Here is a 15,512-nt window from a genome sequence, read left to right as displayed (position 1 = left end):
ATGAGCTCCTGGCGTGATCGGCTGCTGTCCCTCCGGCTGGGACAGCCGGGGCACGGCGGGTTCTGTGTGGCCCGCTACGAGGGCCGGGTGGTGTTCGTCCGGCACGGTCTGCCCGGCGAACTGGTACAGGCGCGGGTCACCGAGGATCGCGGCGGCGCGTTCTGCCGGGCCGACGCGGTGGAGATCGTCGAGGCCTCGCCGGACCGGGTACCGGCGACCTGTCCGGTATCGGGTCCCGGCGGCGCGGGTTGCTGTGATTTCTCCTTCGCCACCCCGGCCGCCCAGCGGCGGTTGAAAGCCGCCGTGGTGGCCGAGCAGCTGCAGCGGATCACCGGCATCGACCGCGCGGTCGAGGTCGAACCCGTGACGGGCTACGGCGATCGGACCGGCGGCTGGCGCACCCGGATCCGGTTGGCCGTCGACAGCGAAGGTCGCGCCGGTGTGCACCGCTATCGCAGTACCGGCGTACTGACCGATCTCCGCTGCCCACAGCCGGTCTCCGGCGCCCTGGAGGGCATCCGAGGACACCGCTGGACTCCCGGCGCGGAACTGGTGGTCGCGGTGGACGACGCCGGGGCCCGGCACATCGTGGAAGTCGCCCCACCGGCCGAGACCGAACAACGCCGGGACACCGGTCGCGGCGGCCGGCGCGGCCCCGGTGGAAAACCGGTCCGGCGGAGCGCCGGTCCGCGCGGCCGCCGGGAACCGGACGAACCCGGCGCGAATTTCGTCGGCGCGGAGCCCGATACGGCGGGAGCGCAGCGCCGCCGTGCACTGGCCCGGCGGGCCGCCGCGCACTCCGATCGCGACGAATGGGTGGTCGAGGGAACCGGGCGGGCCCTGCAAGAGGTCGCGGGGCGTCGCTGGGAGGTTTCCGCGGCCGGATTCTGGCAGGCACACCGCGGTGCCGCACAGTGCTACTCCGATCTGGTGGCCGAATGGGCCGCTGTGGAGACCGGCGCGACGGCATGGGATCTGTACAGCGGCACCGGCGTGTTCGCCGCCCGGCTGGCCGAACAGACCGGGTCCACCGGACGTGTCCTGGCGCTCGAATCCTCGCGCACCGCCGTCGCCGAGGGGCGCGCCGCGCTGAGCGACCTGCCCTGGCTGGATCTGCGCGGTGGCCGGGTCGAGCAGTGGGTGACCGGTCCGCGGGAAACCCGGCCGCAGGTCGTGGTGCTGGATCCGCCGCGCGCGGGAGCCGGTAAACCCGTCGTCGGCGCGGTGACCGCGGCCGCGCCGGACCGCATCGTGCACATCGGCTGCGATCCGGCGTCCTTCGCCCGCGATCTGCGCCTGTACCTCGACGGCGGCTACGGCCTTACCGCGCTGCGCGCCTTCGACGCCTTTCCGGCCACCCATCACGTGGAATGTGTTGCGCTACTGGAGCGCTGAGGAGGAATCGACCCGGCGGGCCGGGTTATCCCAACTGCCAGGTGGCGCGCACTGTCGCGGCGAGTTCGGTCTCGCCCGGTTCCACCGGGATCGGCGCCGGTCCGGCCGCGGCAACCAGCCGGACCCCGCCGGGCGCCGCGGGTCCAGCCGGTGGCGGCGCGGCGGTGTGCTCGGTGATCTCGAGCACCGGACCCAGTTCCCGAGCGGCCCGGCGCGCGTACTGTCGCGCCTTGTCCAGGGCGTTGTCCCACGCGGCGTCCCGGGCACGGGTCAGCAGCCTTTCCCGGTCGGCGAAAGTGTGGTGCAGACCACCCAGCCGCGCATCATCGCCGCCCGCGGCGACGGCGTGCGCGACGATCTCCGACGGTGTCACGCGCGCCTCGCCCGAGCCCCCGGGCCCGCGGTGGACGAGGGTGACACCGAGGGTGCTGGTGGCGATATATCCGGTGACCCGCGAGCTGCCGTCCTGCCAGGTCGTATCCGAGCGCACCGAGAGTATGCCGGTGGTGATGTCGGAATCGGGTACGCCGTCGGCCCGCAGCGCCGCGGTCACCGCGGTCACTCCTCGGCCGGCTCGGTCGTAGGCGAGACCCACCGTGCTCGCGCGGCTCTCGATTCCGATCGACAGCACCAGCAGATCGGGAGTGGCGCGCACCGTGCCGTACCCGAATACGGTCACCGTGCCGGCCTGCGGCTGGCTCATCCGGTCTCCTCTCAATTGGGGTCCGGCGTTGGTCGGTTCGCCGCTTTTCCGGGGCCCGGCACGGAACGCGGTTCGCGCGGCACCCGCCGTTCACCTTAGGCTGGACCGATACGCCGGACCGCGGATCCGGCCCGGTGCGGCGGTGTGCACGGCTCGCCGCCCGGGTGGTGCAGTCGGCCGCGGCTCCTAGACTGGTCGGATCAACTGCGCTATCCGGAGGGAGCGAGTCAGGTGGGAGTGCTTTCCCGGGTCGATACGCCCGAAGACGTGCGACGGCTGTCGGCACCGCAACTGCGCGAGCTGGCGGACGAGATCCGTGAGTTCCTCGTGCACAAGGTCGCCGTGACCGGCGGGCACCTCGGCCCCAATCTCGGGGTGGTGGAACTCACCCTCGCCCTGCACCGGGTATTCGATTCGCCGGCCGACCCCTTGATCTTCGACACCGGGCACCAGGCCTATGTGCACAAGATCGTGACCGGTCGCAAGGACCGCTTCGATACGCTGCGCCGCAAGGACGGGCTCTCGGGTTATCCGAGTCGTGCCGAGAGCGAACACGACTGGGTCGAGTCCTCGCACGCCTCGGCGTCACTGTCCTATGCCGACGGCCTGGCCAAAGCGTTCGCGCTCACCGGCCAGGACCGCCGTGTCGTGGCGGTGGTCGGCGATGGGGCCCTCACCGGCGGCATGTGCTGGGAAGCGCTGAACAATATCGCCGGGGCTCAGGACCGGCCGGTGGTCATCGTGGTCAACGACAACGGCCGCTCCTACGCCCCGACCATCGGCGGCCTGGCGGAGCGGCTCACCGCGCTGCGCACACAGCCGGTGTACGAGCATATGCTCGACACCGGCCGCCGGTTCCTGAAAAGCATTCCGGGAGTGGGTGATTCCGCGTACTCGATGGTGCACGCAGTCAAAGCCGGCATCAAGGACGCGGTGAGCCCGCAGGAACTGTTCAGCGATCTCGGACTCAAATACGTGGGCCCGGTGGACGGGCACGATCTCGTCGCGCTCGAATCGGCGCTGCGCCACGCCAAGGATTTCGGTGGTCCGGTGCTGGTGCACGCGGTCACCCAGAAAGGCCACGGGTACGAACCGGCCGAGAACCATGTGGCCGATCAGATGCACGCGTGCGGTCCCATCGATCCGCGCACCGGCGAATCGGTGAGCACCGGCACCTCGGTCAGTTGGACGTCGGTGTTCTCCCAGGAGCTCATCGCCGCCGCCGAGCGCCGCGACGACATCGTCGCGATCACCGCCGCCATGCCGGGCCCCACCGGGCTGTCCGCGTTCGGTGAGCGTTTCCCGGACCGGCTCTTCGATGTCGGGATCGCCGAACAGCACGCGCTGGCATCGGCATCCGGGCTCGCGCTGGGCGGACTGCATCCGGTGGTGGCGATCTACTCGACCTTTCTCAACCGCGCCTTCGACCAGCTGCTGATGGATATCGCGCTGCTGAAGCAGCCGGTCACTCTCGTGCTGGACCGGGCCGGTATCACCGGTGCGGACGGCGCCAGCCACAACGGTATGTGGGATCTGTCGCTGCTCGGCATCGTGCCCGGGATGCGGGTGGCCGCGCCCCGCGACGCCGCCACTCTCGCCGAGGAACTGGCCGAGGCGCTGGCGGTGAGCGACGGCCCGACGGCGTTGCGGTTCCCGAAGGACAGTGTGGGCGCCGATATCCGGGCGATGGAACGGGTCGACGGGGTGGATGTGCTGTGGCTGCCGGACCGGGAGGGTCCCTCGGCGCAGTCCCAGCACGGCGATGTGCTGTTCGTCGCGGTCGGCGCACTGGTACCGGCCGCGTTGCAGGCCGCGGAACTGCTGGAGGCGGAAGGGGTCACCGCCACGGTCATCGATCCGCGCTGGGTGTTGCCGGTTTCGGATACCGTCGTCAAATTGGCCGAAAGCTATCGGCTGGTCGTGACGCTGGAGGACAGCGGACTGCACGGCGGGATCGGCTCGTCGGTATCGGCCCGGTTGCGCAGCGCCGGTCTGGATGTACCCGCCCGCGATATCGGCATTCCGCAGGAATTCCTGGACCACGGGAGTATCGCTCAGGTGCGTCAGGAACTGGGTCTGACCGCCCCCGATATCGCTCGCCGGGTCACCGGCTGGTTGGCCGCGCCCTGACCGGGCACCCGGTGCGGTGCCGGGCGCAGGCTCGCCCCGCCGTACGCGGAGTCCGGACGCGATATCGCGCCTGCCGGCGAACTAGGCCGGCGGCGGTGACCTACCGCTGTCAGGGCGACGGCTGGTCGATCAGCGCGGCGGCGAGCGGCTCCACGGCGAGCTCGCGCTGCCAGGGCCGGGCGCCGTGGGATTTCAGGAAGCCCTCGACGGCCGCGGCGACCTCTCCGGCGGCTTCCGGGCCGCGCCGGTAGTCGGGCAACCCGTCCCAGCACAACCGGCGCACCAGATCAGGGGCGACGAGATTCTCCACCGGCACGGCCACGCGCTCGGAGATCTGACCCATCACCGCCCGGGCCCGGGTCAGCCGGGCCGCCGCCGCGGGGTCCCGGCGCTCCCAGCGGTTCACCGGCGGCGGGCCGTCATAGGGCTGGCTCATCCGGGGCAGATCCTCCTCGGACAACGCGCGTGCCCGTTCCACCGCGCCCAGCCATTCGCGGGAGTAGCGCCGCTGGCGGGGGCCGCCGAAGACGGGTAGCTCGCGCAGCTGCCCGATCGAGCTGGGGTCGGCTTTCGCGGCCGCGATGATCGCGGAATCCGGAAGGATGCGGGACGGGGCGATATCGCGACCGCGGGCCAGCGCGTCGCGCGTGGTCCACAGCTCGCGCACGATCGCCAGCTGCCGGGTCCGGCGCAGCGTGTGGATGCCGGAGGTGCGCCGCCAGCGGTCCGGTTTCGGCGCGGCCGGCTCGGCGAGCCGGATATGTTCGAACTCCTGGGAAGCCCAATCGGTTTTGCCCTGTTCGGCCAGGGACGCGGCCACGGCTTCGCGGAGTTCGGGCAGTAGTTCCACATCGAGGGCGGCGTAGTTGAGCCAGGCCTCGGGGAGGGGCCGGGTGGACCAGTCCGCCGCGCCGTGCCCTTTGCGCAGCGCCCGGCCGAGCAGTTGTTCCACCATCGCGGCCAGACCGACCCGAGGGAAACCGGCGAGCCGGCCACCCAGTTCGGTGTCGAACAGTTCCGTGGGTCGCAGGCCCAGTTCGGCCAGGCCCGGCAGGTCCTGGTCGGCGGAATGCAGAATCCATTCCAGCGGGTTGATCGCGGCGGCCAGCGGCGCCAGTGCGTCCGCCACCGGAATCGGATCGATCAGCACGGTGCCCGCCCCGGCACGGCGCAACTGGATCAGATACGCCCGTGAGGAGTAGCGGAACCCCGAGGCCCGTTCGGCGTCCACCGCGAGCGGGCCTGTACCGGCGGCAAGGCGTTCGGCGGCCGCCGCCACCGCGTCGGCGGTCCGGCACACCGGGGGGATACCGTCGGCAGGGGCGAGCAGCGGCAGGGCCGCGGGGGAATCTGAATCTGGCGTCGGGGCGGCCACCTCGCCCTGCGGGCCGGATTCGGACGCCGGAGGCAGGGCGGTGCCACCATCCGGGTGGTCACCGGACAGGTGTTCGGGCTCCTCTACTACCGGCATAAAGGGCCACTCTACGTGGCCCGGGCTACGTCCGATATTCAACCACGGTCGGTATCAGTGGACGCGGAAGGGCGTAGATCGGTGATACCGGCAGGTGGCAGGCCCGCCGCATACGCCAGCACTTCACCGAATGCTTCGACATGGGTGCGCATCTGCGTGGTACGAGCCGTCCAGGACGCCCGCAACTCCAGCTGGTGTGCCCGCGGCGGGCCCGCGATATCCCCGTACCGCACCGAACTCGTGGAGGTCACGGTCCCGCCGAGCGCGGTGAACGGTTCGTCCCGGGATTCCAGCGCGTCGACCAGCCAGCTCCACGCGACCTCCGGCAGCAGCGGGTCGGCGGCGAGCGCGCCGTCTATATCGGCCTGGATGTAGGCGACCAACCGGAACACGCCGTGCCAGGCTTCGTCGCCGTTCGGGTCGTGTAGCAGGATCAGCCGCCCGAAGGCGTCCCCCTCGGAATCGATGGGGACGACGGGCGAGTCCTCGTGGATCACCTCGGCGCCGAGTGCGTAGGAGTACGGGGCGAGACGCTGCGGCGGGCGGATCGGGGACAGCTCGATCCGCGGATGTACGGACGCGGCGCCCATCGCCGAGACGGCGGCACGAAACGAGGCGGGTTCGTCGCCGGGCCCGTCGTCCGGCGCGCCGTCGCGGATATCGAGCGGTGTCACGGGGAATGACGGTAGACCCGTAGCACCCGGTGCGTGCGGAGGCGCGCCGGGAGACCGTTGTTGCTGCGTGCGCAGGCCCGGTCGTGGTAAACACCGCGCAACTCGGCGGACGGTCCGCGCACCGGCCGCCCAGGACGGCGGATCCACGGCCCCCGGTGGTGGTCCGGGCTTGCGCGCCGGGCCGGGCGCGGCCGCATACGATGGCGGGTGATGAGCACATATACGCGCCGCCGGTTGTCCGATGCCCCGTTCCTGGCCGCTGCCTCCGGCGCCGCACCGGCCCGGCGGCCGGTGTGGTTCATGCGGCAGGCGGGCCGGTCGCTGCCGGAATATCGCGAGGTCCGAGCCGGTGTCGGGATGCTGCAGTCGTGCTTCGACCCCGAACTGGTCTGTGAGATCACGCTGCAGCCCGTCCGGCGCCACGGTGTCGACGCGGCGATCCTGTTCTCCGATATCGTCGTCCCGCTCAAGGCGGCCGGGATCGATCTCGATATCGTCCCGGGCGTGGGTCCGGTGGTGGCCGCGCCGGTGCGCTCCGCCGCGGATGTGCAGGCACTGCCCCGGTTACGGCCCGAGGAGGTCGGCGCGGTCACCGACGGGGTGCGTTTGCTGGTCGGTGAGCTCGGGCAGACGCCGCTGATCGGTTTCGCGGGCGCGCCGTTCACGCTGGCGTCTTATCTGGTGGAGGGCGGCCCCAGCAAGAACCATGAGCGCACCAAGGCGATGATGCACGGCGATCCGACCGCCTGGCACGCGCTGCTCGGGGTGCTCACCGATATCACCATCGTGTTCCTGCGGGAACAGCTCGAGGCCGGGGTGGACGCCGTGCAGCTGTTCGACTCGTGGGCCGGGGCGCTGTCGCTGGCCGACTACCGCCGCTATGTGCTGCCCCATTCCGAACGAGTGTTCGCCGAGATCGCCGACGCGGGGGTCCCGCGGATCCATTTCGGTGTCGGCACCGGGGAACTGCTCGGCGCGATGGGCGAGGCGGGCGCCGACGTGGTCGGTGTCGATTGGCGGCTGCCACTCACCGAAGCCGTGCGCCGGGTAGGGCCCGGGAAGGCGTTGCAGGGCAACCTCGATCCCGCTGTGCTCTTCGCGGGCTGGCCGGTGGTGGAGGCCGAGGCGCGCCGGATCGCCGGCGAGGCGGATTCGGCCCTGGCGATGGGGGCCGCGGGTCATATCTTCAACCTGGGTCACGGCGTGCTTCCCGAGACCGATCCCGGGGTGCTGACCGCGCTGGTCGAGTTGGTTCACGAATTGTGAGGGCTCGCGCCCGGTAGGTCGGAGGATATGAGGCCCTCGGTGACGAGGTCGCCGATCCGCCACCGGACGCCGGCGAGGCGCGGAGGGCGCGAGTGTCCGGCGCGGGTCCGGCGGATACGGTCGGGGTATGAGAATCGCGGTGATCGGTGGCGGGATAAGCGGGCTCGTCGCGGCCTACCGGTTGGGCCGTTCGCTGGGTGAATCGGCCGATATCACCGTGATCGACTCCCGCGACCGGCTCGGCGGAGTCCTGCGGACCAGCGAGATCGGCGGCGAACCGGTCGATCTGGGGGCAGAGGCGTTTGTCGGCCGCCGGCCGGAGGTACCGGACCTGCTGCGCGAACTGGGTATCGCCGACCAGTTGGTGCATCCGGCCGGTCTGCGGCCGCTGATCTGGTCCGGTGGGCGGACCCATCCACTGCCCGAGCGGACACTCATGGGTATCCCGTCGGATGCGCGCGGGGTCGAGGGACTGGTCGACGCGGAAACCCTGGTGCGGATAGCCACCGAGCCCGACCGCCCGCTGGACTGGCGTCCCGGCGCGGACACCGATGTGTTCTCCCTGGTGGCCGAGCGGTTCGGAGCGCAGACCGTTGCGCGCAGTGTCGATCCGCTGCTCGGCGGTGTGTACGCGGGCAGCGCCCGCTCCATCGGCGTCCGCGCGGCACTGCCCACGCTGGCGGCCGCCCTCGACCGGGGCGCGACCAGCCTCACCGCCGCGGTTTCCGCGGCGCTGCCTCCGCCGTCGGACGCCCCCGTCTTCGGAGCGCTGCGCGACGGCTACGGCACCCTGATCCGCGCGCTGACCGACCGTACGGCGGCGACCACGGTCCGCGATACCGCCGTGACCGGCCTGCGCCGAGTACCCGGCGGGTGGGCGGTCGACCCGATCGGGACGTTCCACGCGGTGGTCCTCGCGACGCCCGCGCCGGTGACCGCACGCTTGCTGATCGATATCGCCCCCGCGGCGGCGGCCGCGGCCGGAGCCGTAGAACTGTCCTCCTCGGCGCTCGTCGCCCTGGAGCTGCCCAAGGACACCGCTTTGCCGCCCAATTCGGGAGTTCTCGTCGCCACGGGAGAACCGTTGCGCGCCAAAGCGTTCACCCTGTCCAGCCGTAAGTGGCCGCATCTGTCCGCCCGTGATACGGCGCTGGTGCGCGTCTCGTTCGGCCGGTTCGGCGACGACTCCGTACTGGGGCTCTCCGACGCGGAGCTGATCGATGCGGCGACCGCGGACCTCGCCACCGTGACGGGTCTCCCCATCGCCCGGCGCTCCGCGATCGTGCAGCGCTGGCCCGGCGGCCTGGCCCAGTACGCGCCCGGCCACACCGAGCGGGTCGCCGAAATCGAGGCCGCGCTGGCCGGTTTCGACGATCTCGCGGTGGCCGGCGCCTATCTCCACGGTGTCGGTGTACCCGCCTGCGTCGCCGCCGCGTCCAGCGCCGCGGCGCACATCGCCACCGCGGAAACCGCCGCGCCGGCCTGAGACCGCCGGTCCGGTATCGGGGCTGTGGAACACGGCGGGGCGGCGGCGCGTGATCGCTGGCCCGGGCCCGTTCCCGAACCGGCGGGTGGCACGATGGGTCCATGGCGCGACTCGATTACCAGTCTCTCAACTCCACCATCCGCTATCTCATGTTCTCGGTGTACCAGGTGCGACCCGGAGTGCTGGGTGAGGACCGCACGGCGGCTATCGAAGAAGCCGGGGTGTTCTTCGATAGCCTCGCCGACCGGGATGTGGTGGTCCGTGGCTTCTACGATGTGGCGGGGATGCGCGCCGACGCCGAATTCATGGTGTGGACCCACGCCGAACGGGTCGAGGATCTGCAGGCCGCCTACGCCGATTTCCGGCGGACCACCGCCCTGGGCCGGGCCAGTACCCCGGTCTGGAGCAATGTGGCGCTGCACCGGCCCGCGGAGTTCAACAAGAGCCATGTCCCGGCCTTCCTGGCCGGTGAGGAAGCCGGGAACTACATCTGCGTCTACCCGTTCGTCCGGTCCTACGAGTGGTATCTGCTGCCCGACGACGAACGCCGCAAAATGCTGGCCGACCACGGCAAAGAAGCTCGCGGGTATCCCGATGTGCGGGCCAACACCGTCGCCTCCTTCGCCCTCGGCGACTACGAGTGGATCCTGGCGTTCGAGGCGCCGGAACTGCACCGGATCGTGGATCTGATGCGTGATCTGCGGGCCACCGAGGCCCGGTTGCACGTCCGGGAGGAGACCCCGTTCTACACCGGGCCGCGCGTCGAAATCGACCGGCTCATCGCCGCCCTGCCCTGAACCGCTCCCGACCGGCCACCCGGTCACGCCCCTGGAAATGGGGGCGTGTGGACCGGGTGGTCGTTACGTGACGTACCGCTCGGCGAACAGCGAGTTCACTCCGCTGAGCTGGTCGAGGGGTGCAGCCGCAGCGAGATCGAGTTGATGCAGTACCGCTGGTCCGTGGGCGTCGGATACCCCTCGCCTTCGAAGACGTGTCCGAGGTGGCTGTGGCAGTTCGCGCACAGCACTTCGACACGGCGCATTCCCAGCGAAACGTCCTCGCGCAGCAGCACTGCGTCCGAAGCCGCCGGATCGAAGAAGGACGGCCACCCGCAATGCGACTCGAACTTCTCCGTACTGCGGAACAGTTCGGCGCCGCACGCGCGGCAGCTGTAGATCCCGTCGGTGGTGGTGTCGGTGTACTCGCCGGTGAACGGTCGCTCGGTGCCGGCCTCACGGAGTACCGCGTATTCCGCCGGGTCCAGTTTCACCCGCCACTCCTGTGGCGTGAGCTGGATCTTCGGGGTGGGCAGCGAGGTATCGGTCGCATCCGTTTCGGAGCTCATACCTCCAAACTAATACGCTGCGCGCGGCGCGTCTCGTATCAGCTGCGCACGGTCTGCGCCTCGGCGACGCGGACGCCGGCGGGTTCGAGGTCGGCGGGTGCCGCCGGAACAGGCGGTTCGCCCGCCCGGCCGAGTGCGGCGATACCTGCCACGCCCGTATCCCGGGAGTCCGGCGCCGTGGCCAGCCAATCCGGGTCCAGCTGCGGCAGCCGGCCTGCCCGGCGCGCGGCCAGATACCGGTCACCGAGCACACAGAACACTACGAGGAGCAACAGGCCCCAGCCGAAGGTGATCCGCAGGTACTCCAGGTTGCGGCCGATATCGGGCCAGCGGTCCGACAGCCATTTGTCGTAGGACATGAATCCGAACACGGCCAGCCAGGCCGGCCAGTTGCGCAGCACCGAATTGCGCAGCACCACCGACATGAGGAACGGGAACAGCATCATCGAGTAGTACATCTGGCCCAGCGAGGCCAGCAGCCACGACGCGGTCAGCAGCACACCGGAGGCGGTGGTGACGAAGAACAGCTCGTCCTCGCGGTAGTAGCGGTACAGGAGCCACAGTGAGACCAGAACCACTGCCGCCATCGTCAGACGGATGGTCCAGGTGAGCCAGGGGGGCAGTCCGTAGTACTCGGCGTTGCCGGGGATCGCACTGTTGAAGTAGTCGCGGGTCTCGAACAGATACGGCGCGGTGAGGGTGAAGAACCGCTCGGGATCCCGGGACAGCGGCCAGGCGACGGCGGTCAGCGCGACGGGCACGGCCACCGCGGTGGCCACCAGCGTCCACTGTTTGCGCACCAGCGCGATAACCAGCAACGGCGCCAAGGTGGGTTTGACCGCCATGCTCAGGCCGAGTACCACGCCCGCCCAGACATCTCGTCGTCGCAACAACAGGATCAGGAACAAGATCTCGGCCAGCAGCAGGCATCCGTTGACATTGGTGAACACCAGCGTGTTGATGACCGTCTCGGACAAGAACATCGCCAGCAGCAGAGCCGGGGCGGCGATGGACCGCAGCGTGTAATTGAACAACCGCAGCAGCAGGTACCAGGCGATGAGGATCGCCACCGCATTGAGCAGGATGAACAGCCAGCGCGACTTCTCGTAATCGATCACCGCGATGGGTGCGATCAGCAGAGTGCCGCTGGGCGGATACAGGTAGTGCGGGTCGACCGAATCGAAATTCGCCGTGTACACCTCGCGCCCGTTGAGGAAATCCAGTGAGGCCTGATAGACCGGCTTGTAGTCGTCGGTGACGAAACCGTTGACAGCCTTGATGAAAACCCGGTTCAGCACGGTCATGACCGCCAGCGGCCAGAGCGCGAACCGGATCACGTCGGCGGTGGTTCGAGCGGTGCGGGGCTCGAGCTGTCGAAGGAACACCACGGCACGGTACACCGGATGGTGCCGTGGTGTTGCCGGGACCCACCCTCGACGCGCCGGTCAGGAGCGCCTCGAGCGCCGGGCGAGTCCGCTCCGCTCGGTCCCGGTCAGGCCGGGCAGGCGGTGCCGTCCCCGGGCAGCCGGCCGTCCTTCAAGTAGTCCACCAGCGCCGTCTGTGCGCACCCGGAGTGACTGCTCACCGGATGGCCCCATCCCTGCCAGGTCATGGTCGAGGTGCGGGCGCCCGCGGCGCCGAGCGCGCCGGTGACCGAAGCCTGGGCCATCCCGGTGACCGGGTCGCCGATACCGGTGAGCACCAGCACCGGGAGTTCGAGTTTCTCCAGCGCGGGCGGCGCCTCGGTCACCGGCCATGCCGAGCAGACCATCATCGACAGGGCGGTCGAGCGTCCGAACGCCGGGTACTTCTGGGCCCAGATACCGGTCAGATCGGTGACCTGGGGCCCGGGCGGGGTCTGTGGCAGATCGGTGCAACCGTTGACGAACTGGCCGTCGCTCGCGGTGGCGGACTTCTGCCGGTCGGCGATGGCCTTCAGCGCGGCTGTATCGCCGCGGCCCGCCGCCGACAGCGCGTCGGACAGCTCGCCGATCCGGCTGGTCTGGTCGGCGCGGGGGCTGCCGAGGAAACCGGTCACCGCCGTGCGCACAGCGTTTGCCGAAATGTCGCCCAGCTGTCCGTCGGCCGCTTTCTGCACGAGCGCGGTCACCGCGGCGCGCGGGTCCGGTCCGAGCGAACACGAGATCCCGGCGCACTGTTGGGCGAACGCCGTGAGCGCGGCCTCCGCGCCCTGCACCGCGGTCTCGGTCCGGGTGACCGTGTCGACCCCCACCGGTGCGGGGGAGTCGAGGACGAGCCGCGCCAGCCGGTCCCCGTACTTGCGCGCGTACTCCATGCCGACCAGCGCACCGTTGCCGGTGGCCAGTACGGCGAGATGGTCGACATTCCATTCCCGGCGCAACTGCTCGATATCGTCGGCGGCGTGCGCGGCGTCGAAGGTGCCGTCATAGGGCTGGAGGAAATCCCGGCAGGCGATGGTTCCGTTCCGGGACAGATCCGACATGGCTGTCACTGGGTCGCCGCCGGCGCCGAATTGCGCGTTGTCCTGCAGTCCGGCCCGGATATCGGTGGGCAGGCAATCGATGGGCTGTGAGCCGCCGATGCCCCGGCGGTCCACCGCCACCACGGGGTGCGCGGTGAGCAGTGCGCTCGCCGGGCCGGTGGCCAGCCCCGCCAGGGTGGCGCTGGAGGAGCGGTCCACCCCGGAGGTGAGGACCACCGGGGCGGCGTCGGGCGGGGTCTGCGGTGTCCGGGCGCGCACGGCGGCCGCACGGAAGTTGCCCAGCACCGAACCCGCGCTGTCGATCGGGGTGGAGAAATCCGCGCATTCCAGCACCAGGCCGGCCGGTCCCGGACCCAGGCCGGCCTGGTCGAACGTCTCCTTGGTGCAATCGCGCCAGCTGAGCTCCTTTTTCGGGACCTCGGCGGCGGGTGGCGGCGGAACCTGCGCCGAGGTCGTGGAATCGCCTGGTACAGGCGGACGTTCGACGGCGATATGCGGGCGGTCCGACGGACCGGCGCCGCATCCGGCGATCATGATCAAGAGTGCCGAGGCCGGCACCACTGCCCGAGTCCAGCGCATGCGCTACACCCTGCCAGGTCTCGATCGGATTCGCCTGAGCGGGACACCCTCGGTCGCCGCGGGCCGCTGCCCGCGCGGCAGCGGCGTCGCTCTTCCGCGGGCCGCGGGTCAGGCGCGCACCCATCGGGTGAGGATCGTCCCCTCCGAATCGAACAGCACATGCGCGGGCGTCATCCGGACGCCGAATTCCTCGTGCGATACCGAAATCCGCCGGGCCGCACCGCCGATGAGCAGCGGTGCGGTGGTCAGGCACAGTTCGTCGACGACACCCGCGCCCGCCAGCGAACCGAACAGTTGCGGCCCGCCCTCGCAGAGCACTCGCCGCAACCCGCGCGCCGCCAGCGCGTCCGGGACCGCCCGCGGGTCGATGACCTCGTCCCCGATCACGATCACCTCCGCGCCCGCGTCGGTGAGGGCGCGTACGCGCTCGGCGGGTGCGGCCGCGGTGGTCAGGATCAGCGTCGGGGTCCGGGCGGTGGCGATCACCCGGTGGTCCGGGTCCAGCGCGGCGGAGGCGGTGACGATCGCGATCGGGGGCGGGGCGCCGTCCGGATGGCCGCCGATGCCCCGGGCGTGGAGGTCGCGGCGCAACCGCGGGTCGGTCTGGGCGCCGCCGTAGTTCTCCGCGCGGACCGTACCCGCGCCGACCAGCACGACTTCGGCGAGTTCCCGGAGCAGATGGAACACCTGTTTGTCCGCCGGCGTGCCCAGCGCGGCCGACACCCCGCCGGACCCGGTGACCGCGCCGTCGATACTGGAGACGAAATTGACCCGCACCCAACCCCGTTCCTGTTCGCCCGGGTAGGCGTACAAGTCGGCGAGCGCGCCGGTGTCGAGGTCTGTGAGCTGGATCGCATCGGGGATACGCTGCATAACAACAGCTCATATCACGTCATTAGGCTACGTCCATGCAAGAACGCCTCGTCGACCGCCGCCCGGAGGTCCCCGCCGACCAGTTGGTCGCCCAGATGGTGCCCCCGCCCATGTTCGACGAGGTCGGTTTCGACACCTACATCCCCGATCCGAACGAACCCAGCCAATCCGCGGCCGTCGCCTCCGCCCGCGTTTTCGCGGAGAAGGTCGCCGCCATCCACAAGGCCGCGCACAAGAAATCATTCTTCGGGAAGAAGAAGCCGACCCAGGGTGCGGGCCTGTACCTGGACGGTGGGTTCGGCGTCGGCAAGACCCACCTGCTGGCTTCGATCTTCCACAGCGCCCCGGCGCCGAAATCCTTCGGAACCTTCGGTGAGCTCACCAACCTGGTCGGCGCCCTGGGATTCACCAACGCGGTCGAGCGGTTGTCGGCCAACAGTGTGCTGTGCATCGACGAGTTCGAATTGGACGACCCGGGCGACACCATGCTGGTCTCCCGGCTGCTGACCGAACTCTCCGCGACCGGCGTGTCGATCGCGGCCACCTCGAACACCCTGCCCGGTCAACTGGGCGAGGGGCGGTTCGCCGCCCAGGATTTCCTGCGCGAGATCAAGAAGCTGGGGTCGATCTTCGATGCGGTGCGGGTGGACGGCCCCGACTACCGGCACCGGGATCTGCCGCCCGCTCCCGAGCCCAGCGGCCTCGCGCAACTGAACGAACGGGCGGCCGCCACCCCCGGCGCCACCCTCGACGATTTCGACGCCCTGCTGAGCCACCTGAGCACCCTGCATCCGTCGAAGTACGGCGCGCTGATCGACGGCGTGCCCGCCGTGTTCGTCTCCGGCGTGCACCCGGTGAACGACCAGGCCGTGGCACTGCGACTGGTGGTGCTGGCCGACCGGCTCTACGACGCCGGCACACCGGTGATGGTTTCGGGAGCCAAACTCGACGAGATCTTCTCCCAGGAGATGCTCGACGGCGGCTACCGCAAGAAGTACCTGCGGGCGATCTCGCGGCTGCTGGCGCTGTCGCGTTTCGAGGTCCCGGCCTGAGGACCGCTCGGTGGTAGCCGGGCCCGCGTCCCGGCGGCCTCGAGCCGTGCGCGGCACGCGGCGACGCGCCGTTT

General features: G+C 70.4%; 13 protein-coding genes. 6 read left to right on the top strand and 7 right to left on the bottom strand.

What is annotated here, in order from left to right:
• The gene (locus OG804_RS13130) at window positions 1–1,395 is read left to right on the top strand and encodes a class I SAM-dependent RNA methyltransferase (RefSeq protein WP_328397291.1); all 1,395 of its coding nucleotides are present in this window, start codon (window positions 1–3) and stop codon (window positions 1,393–1,395) included.
• Between the two features lie 25 nt (window positions 1,396–1,420).
• On the opposite strand, the gene OG804_RS13125 is transcribed toward OG804_RS13130, so the two are convergent.
• Entirely contained in the window at window positions 1,421–2,098 is a 678-nt protein-coding gene (locus OG804_RS13125; RefSeq protein ID WP_328397289.1) for an SIMPL domain-containing protein, read from the bottom strand.
• A gap of 231 nt (window positions 2,099–2,329) precedes the next feature.
• Between OG804_RS13125 and dxs the strand changes: the two genes are divergently transcribed.
• Window positions 2,330–4,228, top strand: a complete 1,899-nt coding sequence (gene dxs / locus OG804_RS13120) for a 1-deoxy-D-xylulose-5-phosphate synthase (protein WP_328397287.1) — start codon at window positions 2,330–2,332, stop codon at window positions 4,226–4,228.
• 109 nt (window positions 4,229–4,337) lie between these two features.
• Here dxs and OG804_RS13115 read toward each other — a convergent pair whose 3' ends face one another.
• Window positions 4,338–5,699 carry a ribonuclease D gene (locus OG804_RS13115; protein ID WP_328397285.1) on the bottom strand — a complete coding sequence of 454 codons (1,362 nt, stop codon included), beginning with the start codon at window positions 5,697–5,699 and terminating at the stop codon, window positions 4,338–4,340.
• A gap of 38 nt (window positions 5,700–5,737) precedes the next feature.
• Entirely contained in the window at window positions 5,738–6,289 is a 552-nt protein-coding gene (locus OG804_RS13110) for a DUF3000 domain-containing protein (protein WP_442941875.1), read from the bottom strand.
• 294 nt (window positions 6,290–6,583) lie between these two features.
• On the opposite strand from OG804_RS13110, the gene hemE reads away from it, so the two are divergent.
• The 3 genes from hemE to hemQ all read left to right on the top strand — a co-directional run bounded on the left by hemE (window position 6,584) and on the right by hemQ (window position 9,922).
• Window positions 6,584–7,639 carry a uroporphyrinogen decarboxylase gene (hemE, locus tag OG804_RS13105; protein ID WP_328397281.1) on the top strand — a complete coding sequence of 352 codons (1,056 nt, stop codon included), beginning with the start codon at window positions 6,584–6,586 and terminating at the stop codon, window positions 7,637–7,639.
• A 127-nt stretch (window positions 7,640–7,766) separates the two neighbouring features.
• On the top strand, window positions 7,767–9,125 hold the full coding sequence (locus OG804_RS13100) for a protoporphyrinogen oxidase (protein ID WP_328397279.1): 1,359 nt from the start codon (window positions 7,767–7,769) through the stop codon (window positions 9,123–9,125).
• Between the two features lie 101 nt (window positions 9,126–9,226).
• A complete protein-coding gene (gene hemQ / locus OG804_RS13095) occupies window positions 9,227–9,922 on the top strand; it encodes a hydrogen peroxide-dependent heme synthase (protein WP_328397277.1) in 696 nt (231 codons plus the stop codon).
• Window positions 9,923–10,017: 95 nt separating this feature from the next.
• Here hemQ and msrB read toward each other — a convergent pair whose 3' ends face one another.
• The 4 genes from msrB to OG804_RS13075 form a co-directional block, all read right to left on the bottom strand.
• Window positions 10,018–10,470, bottom strand: coding sequence for a peptide-methionine (R)-S-oxide reductase MsrB (msrB, locus tag OG804_RS13090; RefSeq protein WP_328397275.1), 453 nt, complete (start codon window positions 10,468–10,470; stop codon window positions 10,018–10,020).
• Between the two features lie 38 nt (window positions 10,471–10,508).
• Window positions 10,509–11,855, bottom strand: coding sequence for a glycosyltransferase family 87 protein (locus tag OG804_RS13085; RefSeq protein ID WP_328397273.1), 1,347 nt, complete (start codon window positions 11,853–11,855; stop codon window positions 10,509–10,511).
• A gap of 107 nt (window positions 11,856–11,962) precedes the next feature.
• On the bottom strand, window positions 11,963–13,513 hold the full coding sequence (locus tag OG804_RS13080) for an alpha/beta hydrolase (RefSeq protein WP_328397271.1): 1,551 nt from the start codon (window positions 13,511–13,513) through the stop codon (window positions 11,963–11,965).
• Window positions 13,514–13,621: 108 nt separating this feature from the next.
• Window positions 13,622–14,386, bottom strand: a complete 765-nt coding sequence (locus OG804_RS13075; RefSeq protein ID WP_328397269.1) for a pyrimidine reductase family protein — start codon at window positions 14,384–14,386, stop codon at window positions 13,622–13,624.
• Window positions 14,387–14,421: 35 nt separating this feature from the next.
• Between OG804_RS13075 and zapE the strand changes: the two genes are divergently transcribed.
• Window positions 14,422–15,438, top strand: coding sequence for a cell division protein ZapE (zapE, locus tag OG804_RS13070; protein WP_328397267.1), 1,017 nt, complete (start codon window positions 14,422–14,424; stop codon window positions 15,436–15,438).
• Window positions 15,439–15,512: the final 74 nt, after the last annotated feature.

The sequence above is a fragment of the Nocardia sp. NBC_00416 genome (assembly GCF_036032445.1).
Classification (GTDB): domain Bacteria; phylum Actinomycetota; class Actinomycetes; order Mycobacteriales; family Mycobacteriaceae; genus Nocardia.
This window is presented reverse-complemented; position numbering and strand designations above follow the sequence as displayed.